This is a genomic window from Pseudomonas alloputida, assembly GCF_021283545.2.
Taxonomy (GTDB): Bacteria; Pseudomonadota; Gammaproteobacteria; order Pseudomonadales; family Pseudomonadaceae; genus Aquipseudomonas; species Aquipseudomonas alloputida.
In genome coordinates this window covers 5,603,287-5,624,821 of the sequence record NZ_CP128540.1, presented here as the reverse complement: position 1 = coordinate 5,624,821, position 21,535 = coordinate 5,603,287, and the positions used below count along the sequence as shown (strand labels likewise).

At 64.6% G+C, this 21,535-nt stretch carries 22 protein-coding genes; 13 read left to right on the top strand and 9 right to left on the bottom strand.

What is annotated here, in order from left to right:
• The first annotated feature begins 201 nt into the window (after positions 1-201).
• From LU682_RS26090 to LU682_RS26080, 3 genes are all read left to right on the top strand, one after another.
• A complete protein-coding gene (locus LU682_RS26090; protein WP_010955402.1) occupies positions 202-1,854 on the top strand; it encodes an acyl-CoA dehydrogenase family protein in 1,653 nt (550 codons plus the stop codon).
• A gap of 105 nt (positions 1,855-1,959) precedes the next feature.
• Complete coding sequence (gene amn, locus LU682_RS26085) at positions 1,960-3,423, top strand: AMP nucleosidase (protein ID WP_010955401.1); 1,464 nt, start codon at positions 1,960-1,962, stop codon at positions 3,421-3,423.
• 6 nt (positions 3,424-3,429) lie between these two features.
• Complete coding sequence (locus tag LU682_RS26080; RefSeq protein ID WP_049586600.1) at positions 3,430-4,062, top strand: pseudouridine synthase; 633 nt, start codon at positions 3,430-3,432, stop codon at positions 4,060-4,062.
• Positions 4,063-4,097: 35 nt separating this feature from the next.
• On the opposite strand, the gene LU682_RS26075 is transcribed toward LU682_RS26080, so the two are convergent.
• Positions 4,098-4,301 (bottom strand): DUF2788 domain-containing protein, encoded by a 204-nt coding sequence (locus LU682_RS26075; protein ID WP_003249787.1) that lies wholly within the window; start codon positions 4,299-4,301, stop codon positions 4,098-4,100.
• Positions 4,302-4,354: 53 nt separating this feature from the next.
• Complete coding sequence (locus LU682_RS26070) at positions 4,355-4,831, bottom strand: Lrp/AsnC family transcriptional regulator (protein WP_003249795.1); 477 nt, start codon at positions 4,829-4,831, stop codon at positions 4,355-4,357.
• A gap of 395 nt (positions 4,832-5,226) precedes the next feature.
• Between LU682_RS26070 and LU682_RS26065 the strand changes: the two genes are divergently transcribed.
• Positions 5,227-6,063: a DUF6515 family protein gene (locus LU682_RS26065; RefSeq protein ID WP_049586602.1), complete on the top strand. Its 837-nt coding sequence runs from the start codon at positions 5,227-5,229 to the stop codon at positions 6,061-6,063.
• Between the two features lie 27 nt (positions 6,064-6,090).
• Here LU682_RS26065 and LU682_RS26060 read toward each other — a convergent pair whose 3' ends face one another.
• Together LU682_RS26060 and LU682_RS26055 are read right to left on the bottom strand one after the other, a co-directional pair.
• Positions 6,091-6,963 (bottom strand): cation diffusion facilitator family transporter, encoded by an 873-nt coding sequence (locus LU682_RS26060; RefSeq protein WP_269805815.1) that lies wholly within the window; start codon positions 6,961-6,963, stop codon positions 6,091-6,093.
• Positions 6,964-6,985: 22 nt separating this feature from the next.
• A complete protein-coding gene (locus LU682_RS26055; RefSeq protein WP_014592516.1) occupies positions 6,986-7,405 on the bottom strand; it encodes a hypothetical protein in 420 nt (139 codons plus the stop codon).
• Between the two features lie 116 nt (positions 7,406-7,521).
• Between LU682_RS26055 and hrpB the strand changes: the two genes are divergently transcribed.
• Complete coding sequence (gene hrpB / locus LU682_RS26050; RefSeq protein WP_010955397.1) at positions 7,522-10,050, top strand: ATP-dependent helicase HrpB; 2,529 nt, start codon at positions 7,522-7,524, stop codon at positions 10,048-10,050.
• A 69-nt stretch (positions 10,051-10,119) separates the two neighbouring features.
• Here the strand turns inward: hrpB and LU682_RS26045 are convergent, their stop codons facing one another.
• Both LU682_RS26045 and LU682_RS26040 read right to left on the bottom strand, forming a co-directional pair.
• Positions 10,120-10,638 carry a hypothetical protein gene (locus LU682_RS26045; RefSeq protein ID WP_049586603.1) on the bottom strand — a complete coding sequence of 173 codons (519 nt, stop codon included), beginning with the start codon at positions 10,636-10,638 and terminating at the stop codon, positions 10,120-10,122.
• A gap of 85 nt (positions 10,639-10,723) precedes the next feature.
• Positions 10,724-11,380 (bottom strand): YciC family protein, encoded by a 657-nt coding sequence (locus LU682_RS26040; protein WP_010955396.1) that lies wholly within the window; start codon positions 11,378-11,380, stop codon positions 10,724-10,726.
• 167 nt (positions 11,381-11,547) lie between these two features.
• On the opposite strand from LU682_RS26040, the gene LU682_RS26035 reads away from it, so the two are divergent.
• The 5 genes from LU682_RS26035 to rhlE1 all read left to right on the top strand — a co-directional run bounded on the left by LU682_RS26035 (position 11,548) and on the right by rhlE1 (position 16,014).
• On the top strand, positions 11,548-12,306 hold the full coding sequence (locus LU682_RS26035; RefSeq protein ID WP_010955395.1) for a DUF2076 domain-containing protein: 759 nt from the start codon (positions 11,548-11,550) through the stop codon (positions 12,304-12,306).
• 160 nt (positions 12,307-12,466) lie between these two features.
• The gene (locus tag LU682_RS26030; RefSeq protein WP_010955394.1) at positions 12,467-12,946 is read left to right on the top strand and encodes a LabA-like NYN domain-containing protein; all 480 of its coding nucleotides are present in this window, start codon (positions 12,467-12,469) and stop codon (positions 12,944-12,946) included.
• Between the two features lie 9 nt (positions 12,947-12,955).
• Positions 12,956-13,567, top strand: a complete 612-nt coding sequence (locus LU682_RS26025; RefSeq protein ID WP_010955393.1) for a 3'-5' exonuclease — start codon at positions 12,956-12,958, stop codon at positions 13,565-13,567.
• 139 nt (positions 13,568-13,706) lie between these two features.
• Positions 13,707-14,627: a drug/metabolite exporter YedA gene (gene yedA / locus LU682_RS26020; protein ID WP_004576856.1), complete on the top strand. Its 921-nt coding sequence runs from the start codon at positions 13,707-13,709 to the stop codon at positions 14,625-14,627.
• A gap of 55 nt (positions 14,628-14,682) precedes the next feature.
• On the top strand, positions 14,683-16,014 hold the full coding sequence (gene rhlE1 / locus LU682_RS26015; protein ID WP_010955392.1) for an RNA helicase RhlE1: 1,332 nt from the start codon (positions 14,683-14,685) through the stop codon (positions 16,012-16,014).
• A 67-nt stretch (positions 16,015-16,081) separates the two neighbouring features.
• On the opposite strand, the gene LU682_RS26010 is transcribed toward rhlE1, so the two are convergent.
• From LU682_RS26010 to pmrG, 3 genes are all read right to left on the bottom strand, one after another.
• A complete protein-coding gene (locus LU682_RS26010; protein ID WP_010955391.1) occupies positions 16,082-17,320 on the bottom strand; it encodes a TIGR03862 family flavoprotein in 1,239 nt (412 codons plus the stop codon).
• A gap of 148 nt (positions 17,321-17,468) precedes the next feature.
• Positions 17,469-18,383 (bottom strand): histone deacetylase family protein, encoded by a 915-nt coding sequence (locus LU682_RS26005; protein ID WP_004576004.1) that lies wholly within the window; start codon positions 18,381-18,383, stop codon positions 17,469-17,471.
• Between the two features lie 96 nt (positions 18,384-18,479).
• Positions 18,480-19,166, bottom strand: coding sequence for a lipopolysaccharide core heptose(II)-phosphate phosphatase PmrG (pmrG, locus tag LU682_RS26000; RefSeq protein WP_049586607.1), 687 nt, complete (start codon positions 19,164-19,166; stop codon positions 18,480-18,482).
• A gap of 180 nt (positions 19,167-19,346) precedes the next feature.
• Between pmrG and LU682_RS25995 the strand changes: the two genes are divergently transcribed.
• The 3 genes from LU682_RS25995 to LU682_RS25985 all read left to right on the top strand — a co-directional run bounded on the left by LU682_RS25995 (position 19,347) and on the right by LU682_RS25985 (position 21,522).
• Positions 19,347-19,916: a GNAT family N-acetyltransferase gene (locus tag LU682_RS25995; protein WP_003249850.1), complete on the top strand. Its 570-nt coding sequence runs from the start codon at positions 19,347-19,349 to the stop codon at positions 19,914-19,916.
• 149 nt (positions 19,917-20,065) lie between these two features.
• The gene (gene tesB / locus LU682_RS25990) at positions 20,066-20,935 is read left to right on the top strand and encodes an acyl-CoA thioesterase II (RefSeq protein WP_010955389.1); all 870 of its coding nucleotides are present in this window, start codon (positions 20,066-20,068) and stop codon (positions 20,933-20,935) included.
• A complete protein-coding gene (locus tag LU682_RS25985) occupies positions 20,932-21,522 on the top strand; it encodes an HAD family hydrolase (RefSeq protein ID WP_003249853.1) in 591 nt (196 codons plus the stop codon). The genes tesB and LU682_RS25985 overlap by 4 nt, the downstream gene beginning before the upstream one ends.
• Positions 21,523-21,535: the final 13 nt, after the last annotated feature.

The window sequence follows — 21,535 nt, the reverse complement described above, 5'->3', positions numbered from 1 at the left end:
GTTCACCCGCGGAAGGGCCGGGTCTGCTGGCCAATATCCACCCACCGTTCACCGTTGCCGCCACCACCGTATTCGCGGGTAAACCCGCTCCTACGCGCGCACGCCAGCAACCACACGTTTAGTCATTAATACCCCTTTGACTACCCCGCAAGCAGTGCTTCACTGGGTCTCTCAAGCCTACCCGGATCCAGGAGCCCCCCGATGAGCCTGCACCAGTACGCTGAAACCCACGAAGTCACCAACCAGCCGCCGCCGCTCGACGGTGCCAACCTGTACCGCCTCGACCTGCCCTTGCAAGAATGGTCAAGGCGTTTTGGCGCGGGCTGGGCCGAGTCGCGGATCGACGCCTATGGTGCCCTGGCCGGCGGCCCGCTGATGCAGGCAGGCTTCCTGGCCAACGCGCACAAACCCGAGTTCAGCAGCCACGACCGCTACGGCCATCGCATCGACCTGGTCGAGTTCCACCCGGCCTACCATGAGCTGATGCGTACCGCCGTCGAACATGGCCTGCCTTCTTTACCATGGGCCGAACCCCGTGCTGGCGCCCATGTTGCACGGGCGTCGATGACCTACCTGCACAGCCAGGCCGAGGCCGGCACCGGCTGCCCGCTGACCATGACGTTTGCCGCCGTGCCGGCATTGCGCCTGCAGCCTGAGCTGGCTGAATACTGGCTGCCGAAAATCCTTGCCTGCGAATATGACCCGCGCAACGTTGGCGACCGGCACAAGGCCGGGGTCACCCTGGGCATGGCCATGACCGAAAAACAGGGCGGCACCGATGTGCGCGCCAACACTACCCGGGCCTATCCGGTCGGTGCGCCGGGCCCGGGGCAGGCCTATGAGCTGGTTGGCCACAAGTGGTTCTGCTCGGCGCCGATGTGCGACGCTTTCCTGACCTTGGCGCAAACCGAAAAAGGCCTGAGCTGCTTCCTGCTGCCGCGCCACCGCCCCGATGACAACCGCAACCAGTTCTATATCCAGCGCCTGAAGAACAAGCTGGGCAACAGCTCCAACGCCTCCAGCGAGGTGGAGTTCCGCGGTGCGCTGGCGTGGATGATCGGCGAAGAGGGACGCGGCGTGCCGACCATCATCGAGATGGTCGCCATGACCCGGTTCGACTGCATGGTCGGCTCCAGCGCACTGATGCGCCAGGCGTTGACGCAGGCGGCCCACCATTGCGCGCATCGCAAGGTCGGCGGGCGGGTGCTGAACGAGCAGCCATTGATGCAGAACGTGCTGGCCGACCTGGCCCTGGAAAGCGAGGCTGCGCTCGCCCTGAGCTTGCGCATGGGCCAGGCGCTGGAGCAACTGGACGACCCGCAACAGGCGCATTTTGCCCGGCTGGTCACGGCGGTGGGCAAGTACTGGATCTGCAAACGTGCGCCGGCCATGATCAACGAGGCCGCCGAATGCCTGGGTGGCGCGGGTTATGTGGAAGACAGCATTCTGCCACGGCTGTACCGCGAGGCACCGGTCAACTCGACCTGGGAGGGCTCGGGCAACGTGCAGTGCCTGGATGTGCTGCGGGCCTTGTCCAAGGAGCCGGGCGTACTCGATGCACTGTTTGTCGAACTGGGTGACGGGCATGGCGACCCGCGCCTGGCGGCGCATATCGGCAACCTCAAGGGGGCGTTTGCCGACACCGGTGACATGCAGTACCGCGCGCGGCAACTGACCGAGGATATTGCCCTGGCGTTGCAGGCCAAGCTGCTGCTGGAGGCCGGGAATGCAGACGTCAGTGATGCGTTTATCGGCAGCCGCTTGGCCGGTGGTGGCCGGGTGTACGGGGCGCTGCCGCGAGGTGTAAATGTGATGGCATTGGTCACAAGGGCTACGCCTGCCTGGCCCCTGTAGCAGCGGGCTTGCCCGCGAATGAACCCAACACCGATCAATGGGGGTGTATTTAACCAAGAAGGCAGGCAAGATGGATCACATGCATGTCCAGACAGGAAGCACAGTGTGAGCCACGCTTTTGTAGTCGTTGATACCCCCGAACAGGCCGTCGACCGTCTGGCGGCCTTGCATGAACAGGCCACAGGTGCCCTTAGTCAGGCCCTGAAGCGTTACCTGAAGGACCGTACCGAGCCCGATACCGATGAGCGCGACCTGTTCCGCTACCCGGCTCTGCGCCTGACCTACTACAGCCATGGCGAAGTCGCCGCCACCACCCGTGCCTATGCCAAGGTCCAGGTTGCCGGCACCTACAGCGTCACCGTCACCCAGCCCGCTGCGTTCCGTGGCTACCTGCTTGAGCAACTGCGCCCGCTGATGCATGACTACACCGTTACGGTAGAAGTCGGCGTCAGCGAGCAGAATATCCCTTACCCCTATGTGGTCGACCAGGGCGACGAGCTGGCCGGTAGCGGCATTACCGCTGCGCAGCTGGCGCGGGTGTTCCCCAGCACCGACCTGTCGGCGGCCACCGACAACATCGCTGATGGCCTGTACGACTGGGACCGTGCTGAAATCATGCCACTGGCGTTGTTCGATGCCGCGCGCGTCGACTTCTCGCTACGCCGCCTGGTGCACTACACCGGCAGCGACTGGCGCCATGTACAGCCGTGGATCCTGCTGACCAACTACCACCGCTATGTCGACCAGTTCATCAGCCATGGCCTGGACCAACTGCGTGACGACCCGCGCTTCGTACGTATGGTGCTGCCGGGCAACGTCGTGATCGAAAAGGGCATGGACCATGGCGAAACCCAGGCCCTGGTGGCCAGCGTGGTCTGGCACCGCTACCAGATGCCGGCCTACCACCTGATCGCCGCCGACGGCGATGGCGTTACCTTGGTCAACATTGGTGTGGGCCCATCCAACGCCAAGAACATCACCGACCACCTGGCCGTGCTGCGCCCGCATTGCTGGCTGATGATCGGTCACTGCGGCGGCCTGCGGCAGTCGCAGACCATCGGCGACTACGTGCTGGCACACGCCTATATGCGCCGTGACGGCATTCTCGACCGGGTCGTGCCGCCGAATATCCCGATCCCGGCCCTGGCCGAAGTACAGATGGCCTTGCAGGAGGCCGCCGCTCAGGTCACTGGCGAGCGTGGCGAGCAGTTGAAAAAGCGCCTGCGCACCGGCACCGTGCTGACCTACGACGACCGCAACTGGGAGCTGCGCTGGGCTCAGGAACGCCCGCTGATCAACCTGTCGCGTGCCGTGGCGGTGGACATGGAAAGCGGCACCATTGCTGCCCAGGGCTACCGTTTGCGCGTACCTTACGGCACCTTGCTGTGTGTGTCCGACAAGCCGCTGCACAGCGAGATCAAACTGCCAGGTTCGGCCAACGCCTTCTATAACCGGGCGGTCAGCCAGCACCTGAAGATCGGCATTGCTGCCCTCGATCTGCTGCGCACCGAGCTCAACTCGCTGCACTCGCGTAAACTGCGCAGCTTCGATGAGCCGCCGTTCCGCTGAGGATCCATGTCACTGCCACCCCGTAACAAGCCGCGCCGCCCCCAGGCGCGGCCTGCCGCCGGCCCGCGTCGCCAGGCCAAGGCGCCACCCGCCGAGCCGCGCCTGATCCTGTTCAACAAACCGTTCGACGTGCTGACCCAGTTCAGCGACGGTGAAGGGCGCGCGACGCTCAAGGACTTCATCGACATTCCGGGCGTATACCCGGCCGGGCGGCTGGACCGCGACAGCGAAGGCTTGCTGTTGCTGACCAACGATGGCGGGTTGCAGGCGCGGATTGCCGATCCGAAGCACAAGCTGGCCAAGACCTACTGGGTGCAGGTGGAGGGTGAACCGAGTGACGAGCAGTTGCAGCGCTTGCGTGATGGCGTTGAGCTGAACGATGGGCCGACCTTGCCGGCTGAGGCGCGGCGCCTGGAAGAACCCGAGCTGTGGCCGCGTAACCCGCCGGTACGGTTTCGCAAGAGCGTGCCGACCAGCTGGCTGGAACTGGTGATTCGCGAAGGGCGTAACCGCCAGGTGCGGCGGATGACGGCAGCAGTGGGCTTGCCGACCTTGCGCCTGGTGCGCGTGCGCATTGGTGACTGGGCGCTGGATGGGCTGGAGCAGGGTTGCTGGCGGGAGGTCCCTGCCAGGCTTTAGTTCAGGTCAGGGCCCGCGAATGGCCCTGAAATGTTTTATACGCCTTCCAGAAACCCCACCACCACGCTTTTGATGATGAAGGCCAGCACCCCCAGGCCCAGCACGAAGAACAGGATCAGCGTCCCGAACTTACCCGCCTTGGACTTTTTTGCCAGGTCCCAGACGATGAAGCCCATGAAACCGATCAACACGGTGACCAGGATGATCATCATCCATTCTTCGAATACGGCGGGATCCATCGGTGTTCTCCAGGCGGGTTGAGCGTCCGATTATACGTCGGCTGGGCAAGCAATTAACGCAGGTGGGTCAATGGCAGCTCGGTGCTGGCCAACACCTGGTTGAGCACGAAGCTCGAGCGCACGCTGGTGACGCCTTCGATACGGGTCAGGCTGCCTAGAAGCAGTTTCTGGTAGTGGTCCATGTCCGGCACCACCACTTTCAACTGATAGTCGGCATCCATGCCGGTGACCAGGCTGCACTCGAGCACCTGTGGCAGGTTGCGGATGGCGGCCTCGAATGTTTCAAAGCGCTCCGGGGTGTGGCGGTCCATACCTATCAACACATAGGCGGTCAGGCTCAGGCCCAGCTTCTTGCGGTCGAGCAGGGCCACCTGGCGCGAGATATAGCCGTCGTCCTCCAGTTGCTTGACCCGACGCGAGCATGGCGATGGCGACAGGCCGATGCGTTCGGCCAGTTCCTGGTTGGAAATGCGCGCATCGCGCTGCAATTCGGCGAGGATGCTCAGGTCGTAGCGGTCAAGTTTGCTCATGGCATTTGCCTTTTCTGTTCGGATTGCTGCGAATTATCAATCCAGGGTGAAAAATTGCGCAAGTGCTATTTATCTGAGCAATCTTCGCAATCCTCTGTCGCAACCCGTCCGGTATCTTTATCACCAGAATCACTGCCCGGACATCAGTCCACGGCGACGCGCCCTAGGCGGGCGGTCGCGGCCGGCCATCCAACAGGATCTGCAGGCCCCCGGGCTACACACCCTCCAGAAGACGGTGTGAGGTGAGCCGGCGCCACAAGTGCCGAGCACGGACGACAATTCCTGAAGGGAGGCCCTGTGGTCTCCCTTTTTTCATGTCGGGAATTTTAATTGGCCTGTGTGGTGGGCACGGTAGACTGGCGTTGGTTGCAGTTTTTTCTACCGAGAGGAACACCATGACGTCGCGCATCTGGCAGTTGGCAGGTGTTGGTTTACTGGGTTTGAGCATCAGCCTTGGGGCCTTGGCTGAAGGGCCCGGCGAGGGGCACGGTGAACGTGGCCAGCAGGTGCAAGGTGAGGGTGGACCGGGGCGCTCGCTCAACTCGCGCGACGAAGTGCGCCAGACCCAACCGCCGCGCCAGGGGTATTACCAGGACATCCCCCGCCGCCACGGTGATGATCACCACTGGCAAACCGGTGGCCCGGGGCAACGGCCCGGTGGCGACTGGCAGGGGCGCCCGGATGGCCATGGCAATGGCTGGGGGCCTGGGCCGCAGTATCGCCCAGGGCACACGGTGGATCATTTTCCTGACCGCTACTGGAAAGTACCCTACCGGGGCGCTGACTATTTCTACTCCGGGGGTTACTGGTACCGCCCGCACGGGGGCCGTTACATCGTGGTGACCCCGCCGTACGGCGTGCGGGTCAGTTATCTGCCGCCTTACGCGCGGGAAGTGTGGTTGGGTGGTGCGCTGTTCTTTCTGGTGGCCGATACCTATTACCAGTACCTGGCAGACAGCCAGGAATATGTGGTGGTCAACCCGCCGGTCGGCGTGCCGTCGCCCGTGCCGGTGGCCCCGGCAAATGGCGGGTATGACGTGGTGGCTTATCCGATGTATGGCCAGGGTCAGGAACAGCAGGAGCAGGACCGCTACCAGTGCCATCGCTGGGCGGTGAGCCAGTCGGGCTTCGACCCGGCGACGGCGACGTACGCACCGGCGGCCACTGTGCTCAGCCACTACCAGCGGGCGCTGGGGGCTTGCTTCAGTGGTCGGGGTTACAGCATCAACTGAACCCTGCAGGGGTAGGGATTAATTACCTCATACCGGGTCGGCGTGCACCGTCACGTCTGCCTGTGGGTAACGCTGGCGGATCACCCGCGAGGCCTCCACGCACAAGCTATGCGCTTCATGCAGCGGCAGTTGCCCCGGCAGTTCCAGGTGCAGTTGCACAAACCACTGGTTGCCCGACACGCGCGTGCGCAGGTCATGCACGCCTTTCACGCCTGCAACGGCCAGCACCAGCGCGGTCATGTCCTCGCCAACATCGCCGGGTAAGGCCTTGTCCATCAGGATCGCCGTACTTTCGCGGGCAATCTGCAACGCACTCCAGAGGATGTAAAAGGCGATGCCCAGGCCGAACAGCGCATCCAGCTGCGGCCAGCCAAAACGCGTCAGCAACAGGGCCAGCAGAATGCTGCCGTTGAGCAACAAGTCAGAACGGTAGTGCAGGGAATCTGCCCGTACCGCAGTGGAGCCGGTGAGCCGGATGACCTTGTACTGCAGCGCCAGCAGGGCGACCGTCAGCACCAGCGACAGCAGCATCACCGCGATACCGATGGAGGTATCACCCAGCGGTTGCGGGGTGTACAGACGCTCGACCGCCTGCACCCCGATCAGCACCGCACTGCCACCGATGAACAGCGCCTGCGCCATACCGGCCAAGGCCTCGGCCTTGCCATGGCCGAACCGGTGATCGTCGTCGGCCGGGCGCAGGGCGTAGTGCACCGCCAGCAGGTTGAGGAACGAGGCCACGGCGTCCAGTGCCGAGTCGGTCAGCCCGGCCAGCAGGCTCACCGACCCGCTCAGCCACCAGGCCAGCGCCTTGCTCAGCACCAGGATGCCGGCCACCGCCAGTGATGCGCGCGTGGCAAGGCGGAGCAGGCGCTGGTGTTCAGCCGGGGTAGTGATCATCCGTGGTCAGTGTCCTTGTGGCTCAGGCTGCCGGGACCAGGCCCAGGCTGGCCAGTTGTTCGATGCTGCCGCGGTGCTGGATCAGCCGTGGGTCGTTCAGCGGCAGGCGCTGGCCCAGTTCGCTTTCCAGAATGGCCTGCAACTTCAGGTTGTCGACCTTGCCATCGGGGCTGACGGCTTCCTGCAGTTTGGCCGGGTCAACCTGGGCAGTTCGGCCACCTGGGTAGTAAATGGCGCCGGTGGCAAAGTCGATGCCGAAGGCAATGAGCCCCGGGATCACGTAGAACAGGATACCGATGGCATCCATTGCAGCAACCACAGGGTCGATCTTGCCGCCGATCTGGCCGCGCCGGTCCGGGTAGAAAATGGTGCCGCAGGCCGTCAGTTGAGTCAGCAAGGTGGCGATGAGGGCGCCACCGATGACGCGGGTCGAGATGCGCATGTAAATCTCCGAAAAGGTGTTCAGCAGGACAAGCGAAGCGCCTGCACCTGATGTTAAGACCATGATAGAGCAGGCTGGGTTCGCCGTTATACTCGCGAGACTGCTCGAGGACCACCATGATTTCATTACCCATTGATGCTGCCTTGCCCGCCCTGCGCCAAGCTCTGGAAAACCGTGACGAAGTGGTGCTTGAAGCGCCGCCTGGCGCTGGCAAGACCACCCGCGTGCCACTGGCGCTGCTGCACGAACCGTGGCTGGCCGGGCAGAGCATCCTAATGCTCGAGCCACGGCGCCTGGCTGCGCGGGCAGCGGCCGAACGGCTGGCCAGTGAGCTGGGCGAGCAGGTTGGGGAAACGGTGGGTTACCGCATCCGTCTGGACAGCAAGGTCGGGCCGAAAACCCGTATCGAAGTGGTGACCGAAGGCATCCTCACACGCCGCCTGCAAGCCGACCCGGCGCTGGAAGGTGTGGGCCTGCTGATCTTCGACGAATTTCACGAGCGCAGCCTGGATGCCGATCTCGCACTTGCGCTGAGCCTTAACGGCCGCGAGTTGCTGCGTGACGACCCGCCACTGAAGATTCTGCTGATGTCCGCGACCCTGGAAGGCGAACGCCTGTCGCGGTTGCTGGACGATGCCCCGGTGGTCAGCAGCGAAGGCCGCATGCATCCGGTGGATATCCGCTGGGGGCGGCCGTTCCAGCCAGGCGAGTTCATTGAGCCACGGGTGGTGGACTGCGTGTTGCATGCGCTGGCTGACCAGGCCGGCAGCGTGCTGGTGTTCCTGCCTGGGCAAGCCGAGATCCGCCGGGTTCACCAAAGCCTTCAGGAGGTACTGGGCGCGCGCCCCGAGATTCTGCTGTGCCCGCTGCATGGCGAGCTCGACCTCAATGCCCAGCGCGCCGCTATCGACCCGCCGGCCAAGGGGTTGCGCAAGGTGGTGCTGGCCACCAACATCGCTGAGACCAGCCTGACCATCGATGGCGTGCGCGTGGTGATCGACGCAGGCCTGGCCCGGGTGCCGCGCTTCGACCCCGGCAGCGGCATGACCCGCCTGGACACCCAGCGCATTTCCCGCGCCAGTGCCACCCAGCGCGCTGGGCGTGCCGGCCGCCTGGAACCCGGCGTGTGCTACCGCCTTTGGTCCGAGGCCCAGCATGACCAGCTGGCCGCCCATGGCAGTGCCGAGATTCTCCAGGCCGACCTGGCCGGGCTGGCCCTGCAGTTGGCGCGCTGGGGTGTAACCCCCGAGCAGTTGCGCTGGCTCGACCAGCCGCCAGCTGCAGCGTACGCCCAGGCACAGGACCTGTTGGCGCGACTCAGCGCCTTCCGGCCGGGCAGCCGCGACACCCTCAGCGAACATGGCCAGGCCATGGCCGAACTGCCGGCTCACCCACGCATCGCGCACTTGTTGCTGCGGGGTCAGGATCTGGGCCTGGCACAGATGGCCTGCGATGTGGCTGCACTGCTGGGGGAGCGGGACATCCAGCGTGGCGGTGGTGCCGACTTGCACAGCCGGCTTGCGCTGGTCAGCGGTGAGAGCAAGGCAGCGCGTGGCGGCCAGGGTGGTGTGCAGCGTGCTCGTCAGCTGGCCCGGCAATACCGTGGCCTGTTGCGTGGCAAGGTCGGTGCGCCGGTCGCCGACCCGGACCACCCACGCTGGCTGGGCGCCCTGCTGGCGCTGGCCTACCCTGACCGGGTCGCCCAGCAGCGCCGGGCGGGTGGGGCGGAGTATCGGCTGGCCAACGGCCGTGCGGCCCTGTTTGGCGAAGTCGATGCATTGATGAAGTGCCCATGGCTGGTGATCGCCGACCTGGGTAGCCGCCAGGGGCAGCGTGAGGAGCGGATCTATCTGGCAGCCGAATTCGATCCGGCGTTGCTTGAGGGGGTACTGGCCGAGCAGGTCGAGCGGGTCGATATCCTCGATTGGGACGAGCGCGAGCAGGTGTTGCGCGCCGAGCGTCAGGTGAAGGTTGGCGAACTGGTCCTCAGCCGCGAGCCGCTGCCTGGGCTGGATGATGAAGCCAGGACCCGGGCGCTGCTTGGCCTGGTCCGGCGCAAAGGTTTGAACCTGCTGACCTGGACGCCGGAACTGCGGCAATGGCAGGCACGTGTGGCGCTGCTGCGTCAGCTCGACCTGCAGAAGGATGGCCACAGCGAATGGCCTGACCTGGGGGACGAAGCCCTGCTGGCCAGCCTGGAAGACTGGTTACAGCCTTACCTGAGCAAAGTATCGCGCCTCAGCCACTTTGCCGCGCTGGACTTGCCGTCGATGCTGCGCAACCTGCTGCCCTGGCCGCTGCCGCAACGCCTGGAAGAACAGGCCCCGGCGCATTTGGCCGTGCCGTCCGGCTCGAACATCCGCCTGGATTACAGCGAAACCCCGCCGATTCTTGCCGTGCGTCTGCAAGAACTGTTCGGCCTTGCCGACACCCCGCGCATCGCCAATGGCCGGCAGCAGGTCAAGCTGCACCTGCTGTCACCGGCGCGTCGGCCGGTGCAGGTGACCCAGGACCTGGCCAGTTTCTGGCGCACGACCTATGCCGAGGTGAAGAAAGACCTGAAAGGGCGATATCCGAAGCACTACTGGCCGGACGACCCTCTGGTGGCCGAGGCTACCGCCAGGGCCAAGCCGAGAGGGAGCTGATGCACACCACCGAGTGCGGCAGGCCGAAAAAATCATGCGCTGGCCACGACGTGTCAGTGGTCGTGCCATTCATCGTATTGCCCCGGCCAGTGAAGCTCGATCTGCCTGCCTCAATAGGAACGTGATCACTTCGCCTTCCTCGACGTTGAGCCAGGCTACCCACTCCCCACTCCTGTGCGGCGTATCCGTGAGGGCGCCGACCCTGTAGCCCCGCTGGTCGCGCAGATGGCAGACAAGTCCTTCATCTGTCAGCGCCAGCGGCTCGATTTTCCAGTATTCGCTAACCTCTGCATGCCAGTAGAAGCCCAGATAGCCATTGCGGCTGAATCCTAGCTTCTTGGTCTCCGGGCGCCCTGGCATGCTGATGCGGTAGTGCAGGCGATCGTTGGTCCGCGAGTGGTAATGAAAGTCCATCACCGGCGAGTCCTGCCTTCCACCCGCCTGCAACCAGTCATCCTCAGGGGTAATGCCCCAGCCGAACTTGTCTGTACTGCGGCTGAGGCGTAGCGGGATGTCCCGGTCGACGGTGCGCATGTACAGCTTGCCGCGAAAAGACCTGGCGTACCCGGCCTGAATGGTTTCGTTCATGGTGCACTCCTTGAATAGCATTGAGGATGTGCACTGTGGCGCCAGGGCTGGGCAGCCGGCAGGTCGAAAACATTCCCCGGTGGCCTCAGGTGCTGGCTTCACCTTCCAGCAACATGAACAGGCGGTACAGCACCACGGTGCTGAACAGCTGCAGGAAGCCGCTGAGGCTGTCCATGGCCAGTTCCATCCCAGGTGATGGCTCGGGGAAGGCCATCAACAGCAGCCCGTCGATGAGCCAGATCGGCGCCAGCACGCCTAAGACGCAGATCATGATGCGCATGAAATGCCCGGTGGTCATGCTTGCGCTTTCGCGCATCGCCTGCACCACCGGCCGGCCGCGCAGCACCAGCAGGTACTCGGCGAACACCAGGTTGATCATGATCCACACCCCCGGGAAGATGAACAGCGCAAGGCCGGCCATGATCAGTAGCGAGCTGATCAGTATCAGCAGGGCCAGTTGCGGCCACAGTTGAAGGGCGCGGGCGAACAGGTCGCGCTTGGCGATTTCCTGGCCGTTGCTGCGTGTGTCCAGGTACAGGATCAGGGCTGCGCTGTACAGCGGGTAGAACAGCAGGCTGACCAGCATGCCGTAGGCCGGTGATGCCTGGTCGCCCAGCTGCCGGTCCAGCAATTGGGTGAGCAGGGCTTCCACCACCACCAGCGGTAGGCACAGCTGGAGGATGTTTGGCAGGTGACGGCGGAAGAAGTACAGGGAGTCGCGCAGAACGCTCAGCGGATTCATCAGTCAACATCGCATGGCAGTAAAAACAGGGGCCTAACTTTAGCCCAAAGCAGGCCTGGAGCTGTCACTTGCTGAAAAAAGTTTCACCGCAGCAGTGATTGAATCCCGCGCCTGTACGCCCCATCTTTGACGCTGTCCGATGTCCCGCTACCCCACGAGGTCGCCCCATGAACACTGAAGAACAAACCCTGATCGACGGCCTGTTCGGCCGCCTCAAGCAAGCCGAAGACCCAAGTCAGCCGCGTGACGCGCAAGCCCAGGCGTGCATCGAGCAGCACGTGCGTCAGCAACCGGCGGCGCCTTACTACATGGCCCAGGCGATTTTGGTACAGGAGGCCGCGATCAAGCGCCTCGACGAACAGAACAAGCAGCTGCAAGCCGAGCTGCAGCAGGCCCGTGCCCAGGCTCAGGCGGCACAAGCCGCCAGCAGTGCGCCGAGCAATGGCGGGGGTGGCTTCTTGTCCAGCATCTTTGGTTCGGGTGGGCGCAACGCAGCCCCGGCGGTGCAGCCACAGCGTCCTTCGGCGCCCCCTGTAGCGTCCGGTGGTGGCTGGCGCGAGCCGTCGGCACCTGGTTTCGCCCAGCCTCAGGCGCCGCAGCCTGGCTATGGCGCCGCGCCTGCGCGCAGCGGGGCCAGCAGCTTCCTTGGCGGGGCCATGCAGACCGCCGCCGGTGTGGCCGGTGGTGTGCTGCTGGCGCAGGGTATCAGCAGCCTGTTCAACCACAACTCGCAACCGGAAGAAGTCGTCGAGGTCATCAAGGAAGAGCCGGCGCCAGCCAGCGACAGTAGTGGCTGGAACGACCAGGTCGGGCAGCAGCAAGTGGCTGACAACGGTGGCTGGGGCAGTGACCAGGGCGGATACGCCGACGGTGGTTTTGGCAGCGATGACGGTGGGTTCTTCTCGGACGACGATTCTTACGTCTGACAGGTCTGGCATACTGCTGGCATTTCCGGGGGCGCTTTGCGCCCCTTCGCGGGCACGCCCGCTCCCACGGGTGTACGCGCGATACCTGTGGGAGCGGGCGTGTCCGCGAAGGTCTGCGCAGCAGCCCCCCGGCACTCCAGGCCAAAAATGAGGTTCCCAGGTGAAAAAGATCGCGCTGTTCGCCGATGTGCAGAACCTCTACTACACCGTGCGCCAGGCCCACGGCTGCCATTTCAACTACACCGCCCTGTGGGCCGATGTCAGCCGCGAAGGCCAGATCGTCGAGGCCGTGGCCTATGCCATCGATCGTGGCGACAGCAAACAACAGCAGTTCCAGCAGATCTTGCGCAACCTCGGTTTCGAGGTGCGCCTCAAACCGTTCATCCAGCGCAGTGATGGCTCGGCCAAAGGTGACTGGGATGTGGGCATTACCCTGGATGTGATCGACGCGGCCAGCCGGGTCGACCAGGTGGTGCTGGCCTCCGGCGACGGTGATTTCGACTTGCTGCTGGAGCGGGTAATCCAGCGCCATGGCACCGAAGCGGTGGTGTATGGCGTGCCGGGGCTGACGGCGTTGTCACTGATCCGTGCTGCCACCCGCTACGTGCCCATCGAAGGCGCGCTGTTGCTCAAACACTAAGGTCTTTTCATGGAACGTATCGCTGTCATCGACTTTGAAACCACCGGTATTTCCCCCGGTACCGGCTGCCGTGCCACCGAGGTGGCGGTGGTAATGCTTGAGGGTGGGCGCATTGTCGAGCGCTACCAGAGCCTGATGAATGCTGGCGTGCCGGTGCCGGCCTTCGTCGCAGGGCTGACCGGCATTACCACCGCCATGCTGCGCAGTGCGCCGCCGGTGGAGAAAGTGATGAACGAGGTGGCCGAGTTCGTCGGTGGCACCCCATTGTTGGCGCACAACGCTGCTTTCGACCAGAAGTTCTGGGACTACGAGCTGGGCCGTATTGGCCGCAGCCGCAGCCAGCCCTTCGCGTGTTCCCTGTTGCTGTCCCGGCGCCTGCTGCCCGCCGCGCCGAACCACAAGCTGGGCACTTTGACACGCTGGGCTGGGTTGCCGGACACGGGGACCGCGCACCGGGCCATGGCCGATGCCGAAATGGCCGCCAACCTGCTGCAGTATCTGGCGGGTGTATTGCGCCAGGACCACGGGGTTCAGCAACTGTCGCACGAGCTGCTTTGCCGGCTGCAGAAAACCCCGGCTGCGAAGCTGCGCGAAGCGCTGGCCAAGTACTGCAGGGATTAGCCAGTGAACGTCGGGGGGAGGGTCGCCTACGTCGAACGCACCAGAATTGTGCCGCTCAATTGAACCCGTTCTGTAACGTCCCTTCACCCAGGCAGGCCGTTAAACTGAGGCACCCGTAAACGGATTTCGAGTTTCCCCCATGCCTGCCTCCCGTCGTTTCCCGCTGCTGCTGATTGGCGCCTTCCTGGCCCTGTATCTGGTCTGGGGTTCTACTTACCTGTTCATTCGCATCGGCGTCGAGAGCTGGCCTCCGATGCTCATGGCCGGTGTGCGCTTCCTGATCGCCGGTGGGCTGCTGTACGGCTTCCTGCGTTGGCGCGGCGTGCCGGCACCTACCTGGCCGCAATGGCGGGCGGCAGGGGCGATCGGTTTCTTGTTGCTCAGCTGTGGCAACGGCGGGGTGACCGTGGCCGAGCATGCCGGCGTGGCTTCGGGCGTGGCGGCTTTGGCGGTGGCGACGGTGCCGCTTTTCACCTTGCTGTTCGGCCTGTTGTTCGGGCACCGCAATTCGAAGCTGGAATGGGCAGGGATAGCCCTTGGGCTGGTGGGCATCGGCCTGCTGAACCTGGGCTCCAACCTGCAGGCAAGCCCGATAGGTGCGGCGCTGATCATCTTCGCGGCGGCGTCCTGGGCGTTCGGCTCGGTGTGGAGCAAGACCTTGCCGCTGCCTCAGGGGCCGATGGCCAGCGCAGCGGAAATGCTGGTCGGGGGTGCGGTGCTGTTGCTGGGCAGTGTGCTATCGGGCGAACGCATGACACAGCTGCCGACCGCCGCTGGCTGGGGGGCGCTGGCCTACCTGGTGTTCTTCGGTTCGATCCTGGCGTTCAGTGCCTACATGTACCTGCTCAAGCACGTGCGCCCGGCAGCGGCCACCAGCTACGCCTACGTCAACCCGGCGGTGGCGGTGCTGCTAGGGATCGTCTTTGCCGGTGAGCAGATTGGCGCTGAAGAGTGTGTGGCGATGGCAGTGATCATCGGCGCGGTGGTGCTGATCGGCCTGCCGCAGTGGCGCAAGGCGCCTGAACCTGTACAACCGTTGAAAGGTGAAATCTGCAAGTAGGCAGGGGCGATGCGGTAAACTTGCCGCCTTCGCTGAACCCCCTGACGGTATTGCCATGAATTTCGCCAAACTCGGCCTGATCGAACCGCTGCTGCGCACGCTGCAGCAACTGGACTACACCACCCCGACCCCGGTGCAGGCCAAAGCCATCCCCGCCGTGCTGGCCGGCCGCGACCTGATGGCCGCAGCCCAGACCGGTACCGGCAAGACCGCAGGCTTTGCCCTGCCTGTGCTGCAGCGCCTGGCGCTGGAGGGCGAGAAGGTGGCCAGCAACTCGATCCGCGCCTTGGTGCTGGTACCCACTCGCGAGCTGGCCGAGCAGGTGCACAACAACGTGCGCGAATACGCCGAGAACCTGCCGCTGACTACTTACGCGGTGTATGGCGGGGTCAGTATCAATCCACAGATGATGCGCCTGCGCCGGGGTGTCGACCTGCTGGTGGCTACCCCTGGCCGCTTGCTCGACCTGTTCCGGCAGAACGCCGTGAAGTTCAACCAGGTGCAGACCCTGGTGCTGGATGAAGCCGACCGCATGCTTGACCTGGGCTTTGCCGAAGAGCTGCAGTCGGTGTACGCGGCACTGCCGCGCAAGCGCCAGACGCTGCTGTTTTCCGCCACCTTCTCCGATCAGATTCGCATGCTGGCGGGGCTGGCGCTGAATGACCCCCTCAGTATCGAAGTGAGCCCGCGCAACGCCACGGCCGCCAGCGTCAAGCAGTGGCTGGTGCCTGTGGACAAGAAGCGCAAGGCTGACCTGTTCTGCCACCTGCTGCGCAAGCAGCGCTGGAAGCAGGTGCTGGTGTTCGCCAAGACCCGCAATGGCGTCGATCAGCTGGTGGAGCGCTTGCTGGCCGAAGGCGTGAATGCCGACGGCATCCACGGTGACCGCCCACAGGCAACCCGCCAGCGTGCGCTGGACAGCTTCAAGGCCCGTGAGGTGCAAGTGCTGGTGGCGACCGATGTGGCGGCCCGTGGCCTGGATATCGATGACTTGCCGCTGGTCGTCAACCTCGACCTGCCGATCGTTGCCGAAGACTACGTGCACCGCATCGGGCGTACCGGGCGGGCGGGCAACAAGGGCGAGGCGATTTCGCTGGTGTGTGCGGATGAAGTGCAACTGCTGGCGGCCATTGAAGTGCTGACCCGGCAGACCCTGCCGCGCCATGAAGAGCCGGATTTCATCCCCGAGCACCGGGTGCCGATGACCGATGCCAGTGGGCAGGTTATCAAGAAACCGAAGAAGCCCAAGAAGCCGAAAGAAAACAGCGCCAAGCGCGGGCTGGGGCGTTGGATGGACAGCACTGAAGCGGCCAGTGCGGAACCGGCGGTGAAGGCTGTACGCAAGGTGCCGAGCTTCAATGGTGGGCCGCGCAAGCGTAAGCCGTGAGATTTTGGGGGCCGCTTTGCGGCCCTTTCGCGACGCAAGGCCGCTCCCGCATGAGCCCGGCAATCTGTCAGGAAGCCTGCACCCAATCCGCCGCTGCCCGTCCGGCGCGCAAGCCGCTGGCAAAGCACGCCGTGAGCAGATACCCCCCGGTCGGCGCCTCCCAGTCCAGCATCTCGCCGGCACAGAACACCCCCGGCATGCCCTTGACCATCAACCCCTCATCCAGGCCCTCGAAGCGGACCCCGCCGGCACTGCTGATCGCTTCATCCAGCGGCCGCGTGCGTACCAGGGTGATGGGCAATGCCTTGATGGCCCGGGCCAAAGCATCAACGTCGGCAAAGGTCGCCTGATCGGTCAGTTCGCGCAGCAGTGCGGCCTTGACCCCATCAATCCCCAGCTGGCTGTGCAGGTGCTTGGCCATGGAGCGTGAACCGCGTGGTTTGGCCAATGCCTGGGCAATCTTGTCCACAGGCTTGTCCGGCAGCAGGTCGAGCAACAACACCCCGCGGCCTTCACGGTGAATGGCCTCGCGGACCGGTGCCGACCAGGCATACACCAGGCTGCCTTCCACGCCTTGAGCGGTGAGAATGAACTCGCCCTTGCGCGGTGCGCTGCCCGGGACGCTGAGGGCGATGTTCTTCAGCGGTGCGCCCGCGAACTTGTCCTTGAGTAGCGCGCTCCAGCCCGCTACTTCAAAACCGCAGTTGCTCGGCTGCAAAGGCGAGATATCCACAGCCCGTTCTGCCAGCAGCGGTTGCCAGCTGCCGTCAGAACCCAGGCGCGCCCAGCTGGCACCACCCAGCGCCAGCACCACGACCGAGGCTTTCACCTGACGCTCGCCCTGTGGATAAGCAATGCGCAAGCTGCCATCGGTGTTCCAGCCCAACCAGCGATGGCGGGTGTGGATAACTACCCCGTTGTCGCGCAGGCGCTTGAGCCAGGCACGCAGCAACGGTGCGGCTTTCATGTCGGTGGGGAACACCCGGCCCGAGGTGCCGACGAAGGTTTCGATGCCCAAACCATGAATCCACTGGCGCAACGCGTCCGCATCGAAGTCGCGTAGCAGGGCCTCGATTTCGCCTTGGCGTTCGGCATAGCGTGCCACGAACGCCGGGTAGGGCTCGGAATGGGTGATGTTCATGCCGCCGACACCCGCCAGCAGGAACTTGCGGCCCACTGAAGGCATGGCATCGAACACCTCGACCGCCAGGCCTGCCTTGGCCAGTGCTTCGGCAGCCATCAGGCCGGCGGGGCCGCCACCGATGACGACAGCGGGGGGAGGGGATGCGGGGGTCAGATCGGGCATGGTGGGCAGCAGGCTGTGGAAAAGAGGCGCATTCTACCGCAGCGCTGCCCATGGAAGCACTGGTCAAAAAATAGCCAGTGTCATGCAGGCCTTGCCAGTAAAGGGCTACAGCGCCTTTCGCGCAGGTTATCCACAAGCGGTTCCACAGTCATTGTGAACAACCTATGACACGTGCCGCGCTGTGGTGAAGGATGCCGTGGCGTCTGGCCAAGGCTGTGCGGTCCTTGCTGTAGCCTCCGCCGATCACGCCCATCACCGGGATATCGCGGCCCAGGCAGTGGCGCAGCACGGCTTCGTCACGGGCGGCAACGCCTGCGTCGGTCAGCTGCAGGTAGCCCAGGGCGTCGTCCTTGTGCACATCGACACCGGCGTCATACAGCACCAGGTCGGGTTGATAAAGCGGCAGCAGGTAGTTGAGGGCGTCGTCCACCACCTTCAGGTAGGCAGTGTCGCCCATGCCTCGGGGCAGGGGAATGTCCCAGTCGCTTTGTGCCTTGCGGGCGGGGAAGTTCTGCTCGCAGTGCAGCGACACGGTGATGGCCTCGGGCGTGTCGTGCAGGATGCGCGCGGTGCCGTCACCCTGGTGCACATCGCAGTCGAAGATCAGCACCCGGTGTACCCGGCCTGCTTCCAGCAGGTAGCGGCTGATGACCGCCAGGTCGTTGAAAATGCAGAAGCCGGCGGGGTGGTCGTAATGGGCGTGGTGGGTGCCACCGGCGAGGTGGCAGGCGATGCCGTGCTGCAGCGCCATCTCGGCAGTCAGCAGTGAGCCACCGACAGCGCGCACGGTACGCCGGGCCAGGGCCTCGCTCCAGGGCAGGCCGAGGCGGCGCTGGTCCTCGCGCGACAGCTCGCCGTTCATGTAGCGCTCGATGTAGCTGCGGTCATGGGCCAGGGCGAGGATGTCGTTGGGGCAGATGTCCGGGCGCAGCAGGGCCTGGTCGGTGGTCAGCCCGCTGCCGACCAGGTGGTCGTGCAGCAGGCGGAACTTGTCCATCGGGAAGCGGTGTTCAGCGGGGAACTCCGGGCTGTAATCTTCGTGGTAGATCAGCGGCAACGGCATGGATGGGGTCGCAATCAGGGCCAGTGCTGATCTTGCCATGACGGGTGACTGCAATGGGAGTACCTGTTTCTTGCGCCGGTACCGCTCCCACAGAGGCTATTTTCCTGTGCTGGCCAATACGCGTTGCCAGTCAGGTTCGTTCAGTCGCCCGAGGATGCGTGCCTTGCCATTGCCATCCACCGACACGAACAGGGCGCTGGCATAGTTGCTTTGACGTTCGCCGCCGGCAACGTGCTGCTGGCGGGCAAAGTGGTCGATGCAGCCGTTGTGAGTCACCAGCACCAGGTTGTGGCCCGCGCGTTTGTGTGCAAGCGCTTCGTTGGCGAACTGGCTGTCGCAGCTTTCGAGCCAGTCCTCGCTGGCCACCGCCTGACCCAGTATGAAGTGTGCGGTTTGCCGGGTGCGTAGTTTCGGGCTGCTGAGCAGGTCGGCTTTGTTCAGGCCCAGCTGGTGCAGCCCTTGGCCAACGCGGGCAGCGGCCTGGCTGCCGCTCAGGGTGATCCCCGTGGGGTCGTCCAGGCAGGGGCCGGGGGCGCTGTCGCAGCGTTCGGCGTGGCGGATCATCACGATCACCGCACCGTCGGCCCAGTCCTGCAGCAGGCCGCTGTCACTCAGTTGTTGCTCGTTGCCAAGGTCCACGATATGCGTCCTCGTCGCCAGCCAGGTGGTCAACGCCGCCACGACCATGCACAGGCCCAGGGCGGCTCCGACGGCTTTGCGAGTCAGGCGTCGCTTGCGCCGGGCATGAATGGCGGGGTGCCCCAGGGTGTTGCTCGATAGCATGCGTTGCTCCGTTGGCAGTACCGCGGCTGGTGCGGCGGTGGATGGCAGGCATCCTGCCAAGCGGCCTGTCGGGGGCCGGTGAAGGGCGTGTGAAAATTGCATTTGGCGGCTCCCGGCTGGGTGAAACCCGCGCCCGCGCCTACGCTGTAAACTGCAAGGCGGTAAACCGGAGCAGGCCCGATGACCCCCATCCTCGAACTGGAAAGCGCACGGTTGGTGCTGCGCCAATGGCATGACGATGACTTGCGCGAGTTTGCCGCACTGTGCGCCGACCCGCAGGTGATGCGCTACTTTCCGGCGCCGCTGACGCGCGTTGAGGCGGCTGCGTTGATCGGCCGCGTGCGTGGGCATTTCAATGAGTACGGTTTTGGTTTGTGGGCCCTGGAGCGCAAGGACAGTGGCGCGTTCATCGGCATGACCGGGTTGCTCAATGTCAACTTCGACGCGCCTTTTGCCCCGGCGGTGGAGATCGGCTGGCGTCTGGCACGCCGTCACTGGGGCCTGGGCTTTGCCAGCGAAGCGGCGTGGACCTGCCTGCGTTGTGCTTTCGCCCAATTGCGCCTGGAGGAGGTCGTGTCGTTCACCAGCGAATGCAACCTGCCTTCGCAAAAGGTGATGCAAGCCATCGGCATGCAGCAGGACCTGCACGGCAGCTTCGAGCACCCCCGCCTGCCCATCGGCCACCCGCTGCGCCCGCATGTGCTGTACCGCATTGACCGCGCGCACTGGGAGCGCACCCTGCGCGCCTGAATGCACAGCCATGCCCGGTGCGAATGACAAACGCTGTATCATTTGCCTACTTGGAAGGCGCTTGCCCGTAACACGTTCAGCGCCTGTGAAATCGAGCGCCGCTCGGGCGGCGCATCGCGAGCTAGGCTCGCTCCTACGGAGAACCGCCGATGAGTCATGTGTTGGACGACCTGGTCGACCTGTTGAGCCTCGAATCCATCGAGGAGAACCTGTTCCGTGGACGTAGCCAGGACCTGGGCTTCCGCCAGCTTTACGGTGGCCAAGTGCTGGGCCAGTCGTTGTCGGCCGCCAGTCAGACAGTCGAGGACGCGCGCCATGTGCATTCGTTGCACGGCTACTTCCTGCGCCCGGGCGATGCCAGCCTTCCAGTGGTGTACTCGGTAGACCGCGTGCGCGATGGCGGCAGCTTCAGTACACGGCGGGTGACGGCGATCCAGAAGGGCCAGACCATCTTCACCTGCAGCGCGTCGTTCCAGTACGACGAGGAAGGCTTCGAGCACCAGGCGCAGATGCCTGACGTGGTCGGCCCGGAAAACCTGCCTACCGAAGTCGAACTGGCCCATGCCATGGCCGACCAGTTGCCCGAGCGCATCCGCGACAAGGTGCTGTGCGCCAAGCCGATCGAGATCCGCCCGGTCACCGAGCGCGACCCGTTCAACCCCAAGCCGGGCGACCCGGTGAAGTACGCCTGGTTCCGCGCCGACGGCAACCTGCCTGACGTGCCTGCCCTGCACAAGTACATGCTGGCCTACGCCTCGGACTTCGGCCTGCTGACCACGGCGTTGCTGCCCCATGGCAAATCGGTGTGGCAGCGCGACATGCAGATCGCCAGCCTCGACCATTCGCTGTGGTTTCACGGCAACCTGCGCGCCGACCAGTGGCTACTGTACGCCACCGATAGCCCCTGGGCCGGCAATTCCCGTGGCTTCTGCCGCGGCAGCATTTTCAACCAGGCCGGGCAACTGGTGGCATCGTCGAGCCAGGAAGGCCTGATTCGCCATCGCAAGGACTGGGCATGAGCCTGGGCGAGGTGCGCAACTGGGTGTTCGACATGGACGGCACCCTGACCGTGGCCGTGCACGACTTCGCCGCCATTCGGGTGGCGCTGGACATCCCGGCCGAACACGACATCCTCACCCACCTGGCGGCCTTGCCGGCAGAGGAAGCGGCGGCCAAGCATGCCTGGTTGCTGGAGCACGAAAGGGACCTGGCAACGGCCTCCACGGCGGCCACCGGGGCGGTGGAACTGGTGCGAGAGTTGGCCGGGCGCGGGTGCCGGCTGGGTATTCTGACCCGCAATGCGCGTGAGCTGGCGCATGTAACGCTGGAGGCCATCGGCCTGGCGGACTGCTTCCCGGTGGAACACATTCTCGGGCGTGACGAGGCTGCACCCAAGCCGAGCCCGGATGGGCTGCTGAAGATTGCCAGCGCCTGGGGCGTGACGCCGAGCGAACTGGTGATGGTGGGGGATTACCGCTTTGACCTGGACTGCGGGCGGGCGGCGGGGGCGCGCACGGTGCTGGTGAACCTGCCGGACAACCCCTGGCCAGAGCTGGTGGATTGGCATGCGGCGGATTGCCGGGCGTTGAAGGTGATGCTGGGCTGACGCGTGTGTTGGC

Coding starts and splice junctions, on each gene's coding strand:
- LU682_RS26090 (WP_010955402.1), top strand. CDS start 202: ATGAGCCTGCACCAGTACGCTGAAACCCACGAAGTCACCAACCAGCCG.
- LU682_RS26080 (WP_049586600.1), top strand. CDS start 3,430: ATGTCACTGCCACCCCGTAACAAGCCGCGCCGCCCCCAGGCGCGGCCT.
- LU682_RS26075 (WP_003249787.1), bottom strand. CDS start 4,301: ATGGATCCCGCCGTATTCGAAGAATGGATGATGATCATCCTGGTCACC.
- LU682_RS26070 (WP_003249795.1), bottom strand. CDS start 4,831: ATGAGCAAACTTGACCGCTACGACCTGAGCATCCTCGCCGAATTGCAG.
- LU682_RS26065 (WP_049586602.1), top strand. CDS start 5,227: ATGACGTCGCGCATCTGGCAGTTGGCAGGTGTTGGTTTACTGGGTTTG.
- LU682_RS26060 (WP_269805815.1), bottom strand. CDS start 6,963: ATGATCACTACCCCGGCTGAACACCAGCGCCTGCTCCGCCTTGCCACG.
- LU682_RS26055 (WP_014592516.1), bottom strand. CDS start 7,405: ATGCGCATCTCGACCCGCGTCATCGGTGGCGCCCTCATCGCCACCTTG.
- hrpB (WP_010955397.1), top strand. CDS start 7,522: ATGATTTCATTACCCATTGATGCTGCCTTGCCCGCCCTGCGCCAAGCT.
- LU682_RS26045 (WP_049586603.1), bottom strand. CDS start 10,638: ATGAACGAAACCATTCAGGCCGGGTACGCCAGGTCTTTTCGCGGCAAG.
- LU682_RS26040 (WP_010955396.1), bottom strand. CDS start 11,380: ATGAATCCGCTGAGCGTTCTGCGCGACTCCCTGTACTTCTTCCGCCGT.
- LU682_RS26035 (WP_010955395.1), top strand. CDS start 11,548: ATGAACACTGAAGAACAAACCCTGATCGACGGCCTGTTCGGCCGCCTC.
- LU682_RS26025 (WP_010955393.1), top strand. CDS start 12,956: ATGGAACGTATCGCTGTCATCGACTTTGAAACCACCGGTATTTCCCCC.
- yedA (WP_004576856.1), top strand. CDS start 13,707: ATGCCTGCCTCCCGTCGTTTCCCGCTGCTGCTGATTGGCGCCTTCCTG.
- rhlE1 (WP_010955392.1), top strand. CDS start 14,683: ATGAATTTCGCCAAACTCGGCCTGATCGAACCGCTGCTGCGCACGCTG.
- LU682_RS26010 (WP_010955391.1), bottom strand. CDS start 17,320: ATGCCCGATCTGACCCCCGCATCCCCTCCCCCCGCTGTCGTCATCGGT.
- LU682_RS26005 (WP_004576004.1), bottom strand. CDS start 18,383: ATGCCGTTGCCGCTGATCTACCACGAAGATTACAGCCCGGAGTTCCCC.
- pmrG (WP_049586607.1), bottom strand. CDS start 19,166: ATGCTATCGAGCAACACCCTGGGGCACCCCGCCATTCATGCCCGGCGC.
- LU682_RS25995 (WP_003249850.1), top strand. CDS start 19,347: ATGACCCCCATCCTCGAACTGGAAAGCGCACGGTTGGTGCTGCGCCAA.
- tesB (WP_010955389.1), top strand. CDS start 20,066: ATGAGTCATGTGTTGGACGACCTGGTCGACCTGTTGAGCCTCGAATCC.
- LU682_RS25985 (WP_003249853.1), top strand. CDS start 20,932: ATGAGCCTGGGCGAGGTGCGCAACTGGGTGTTCGACATGGACGGCACC.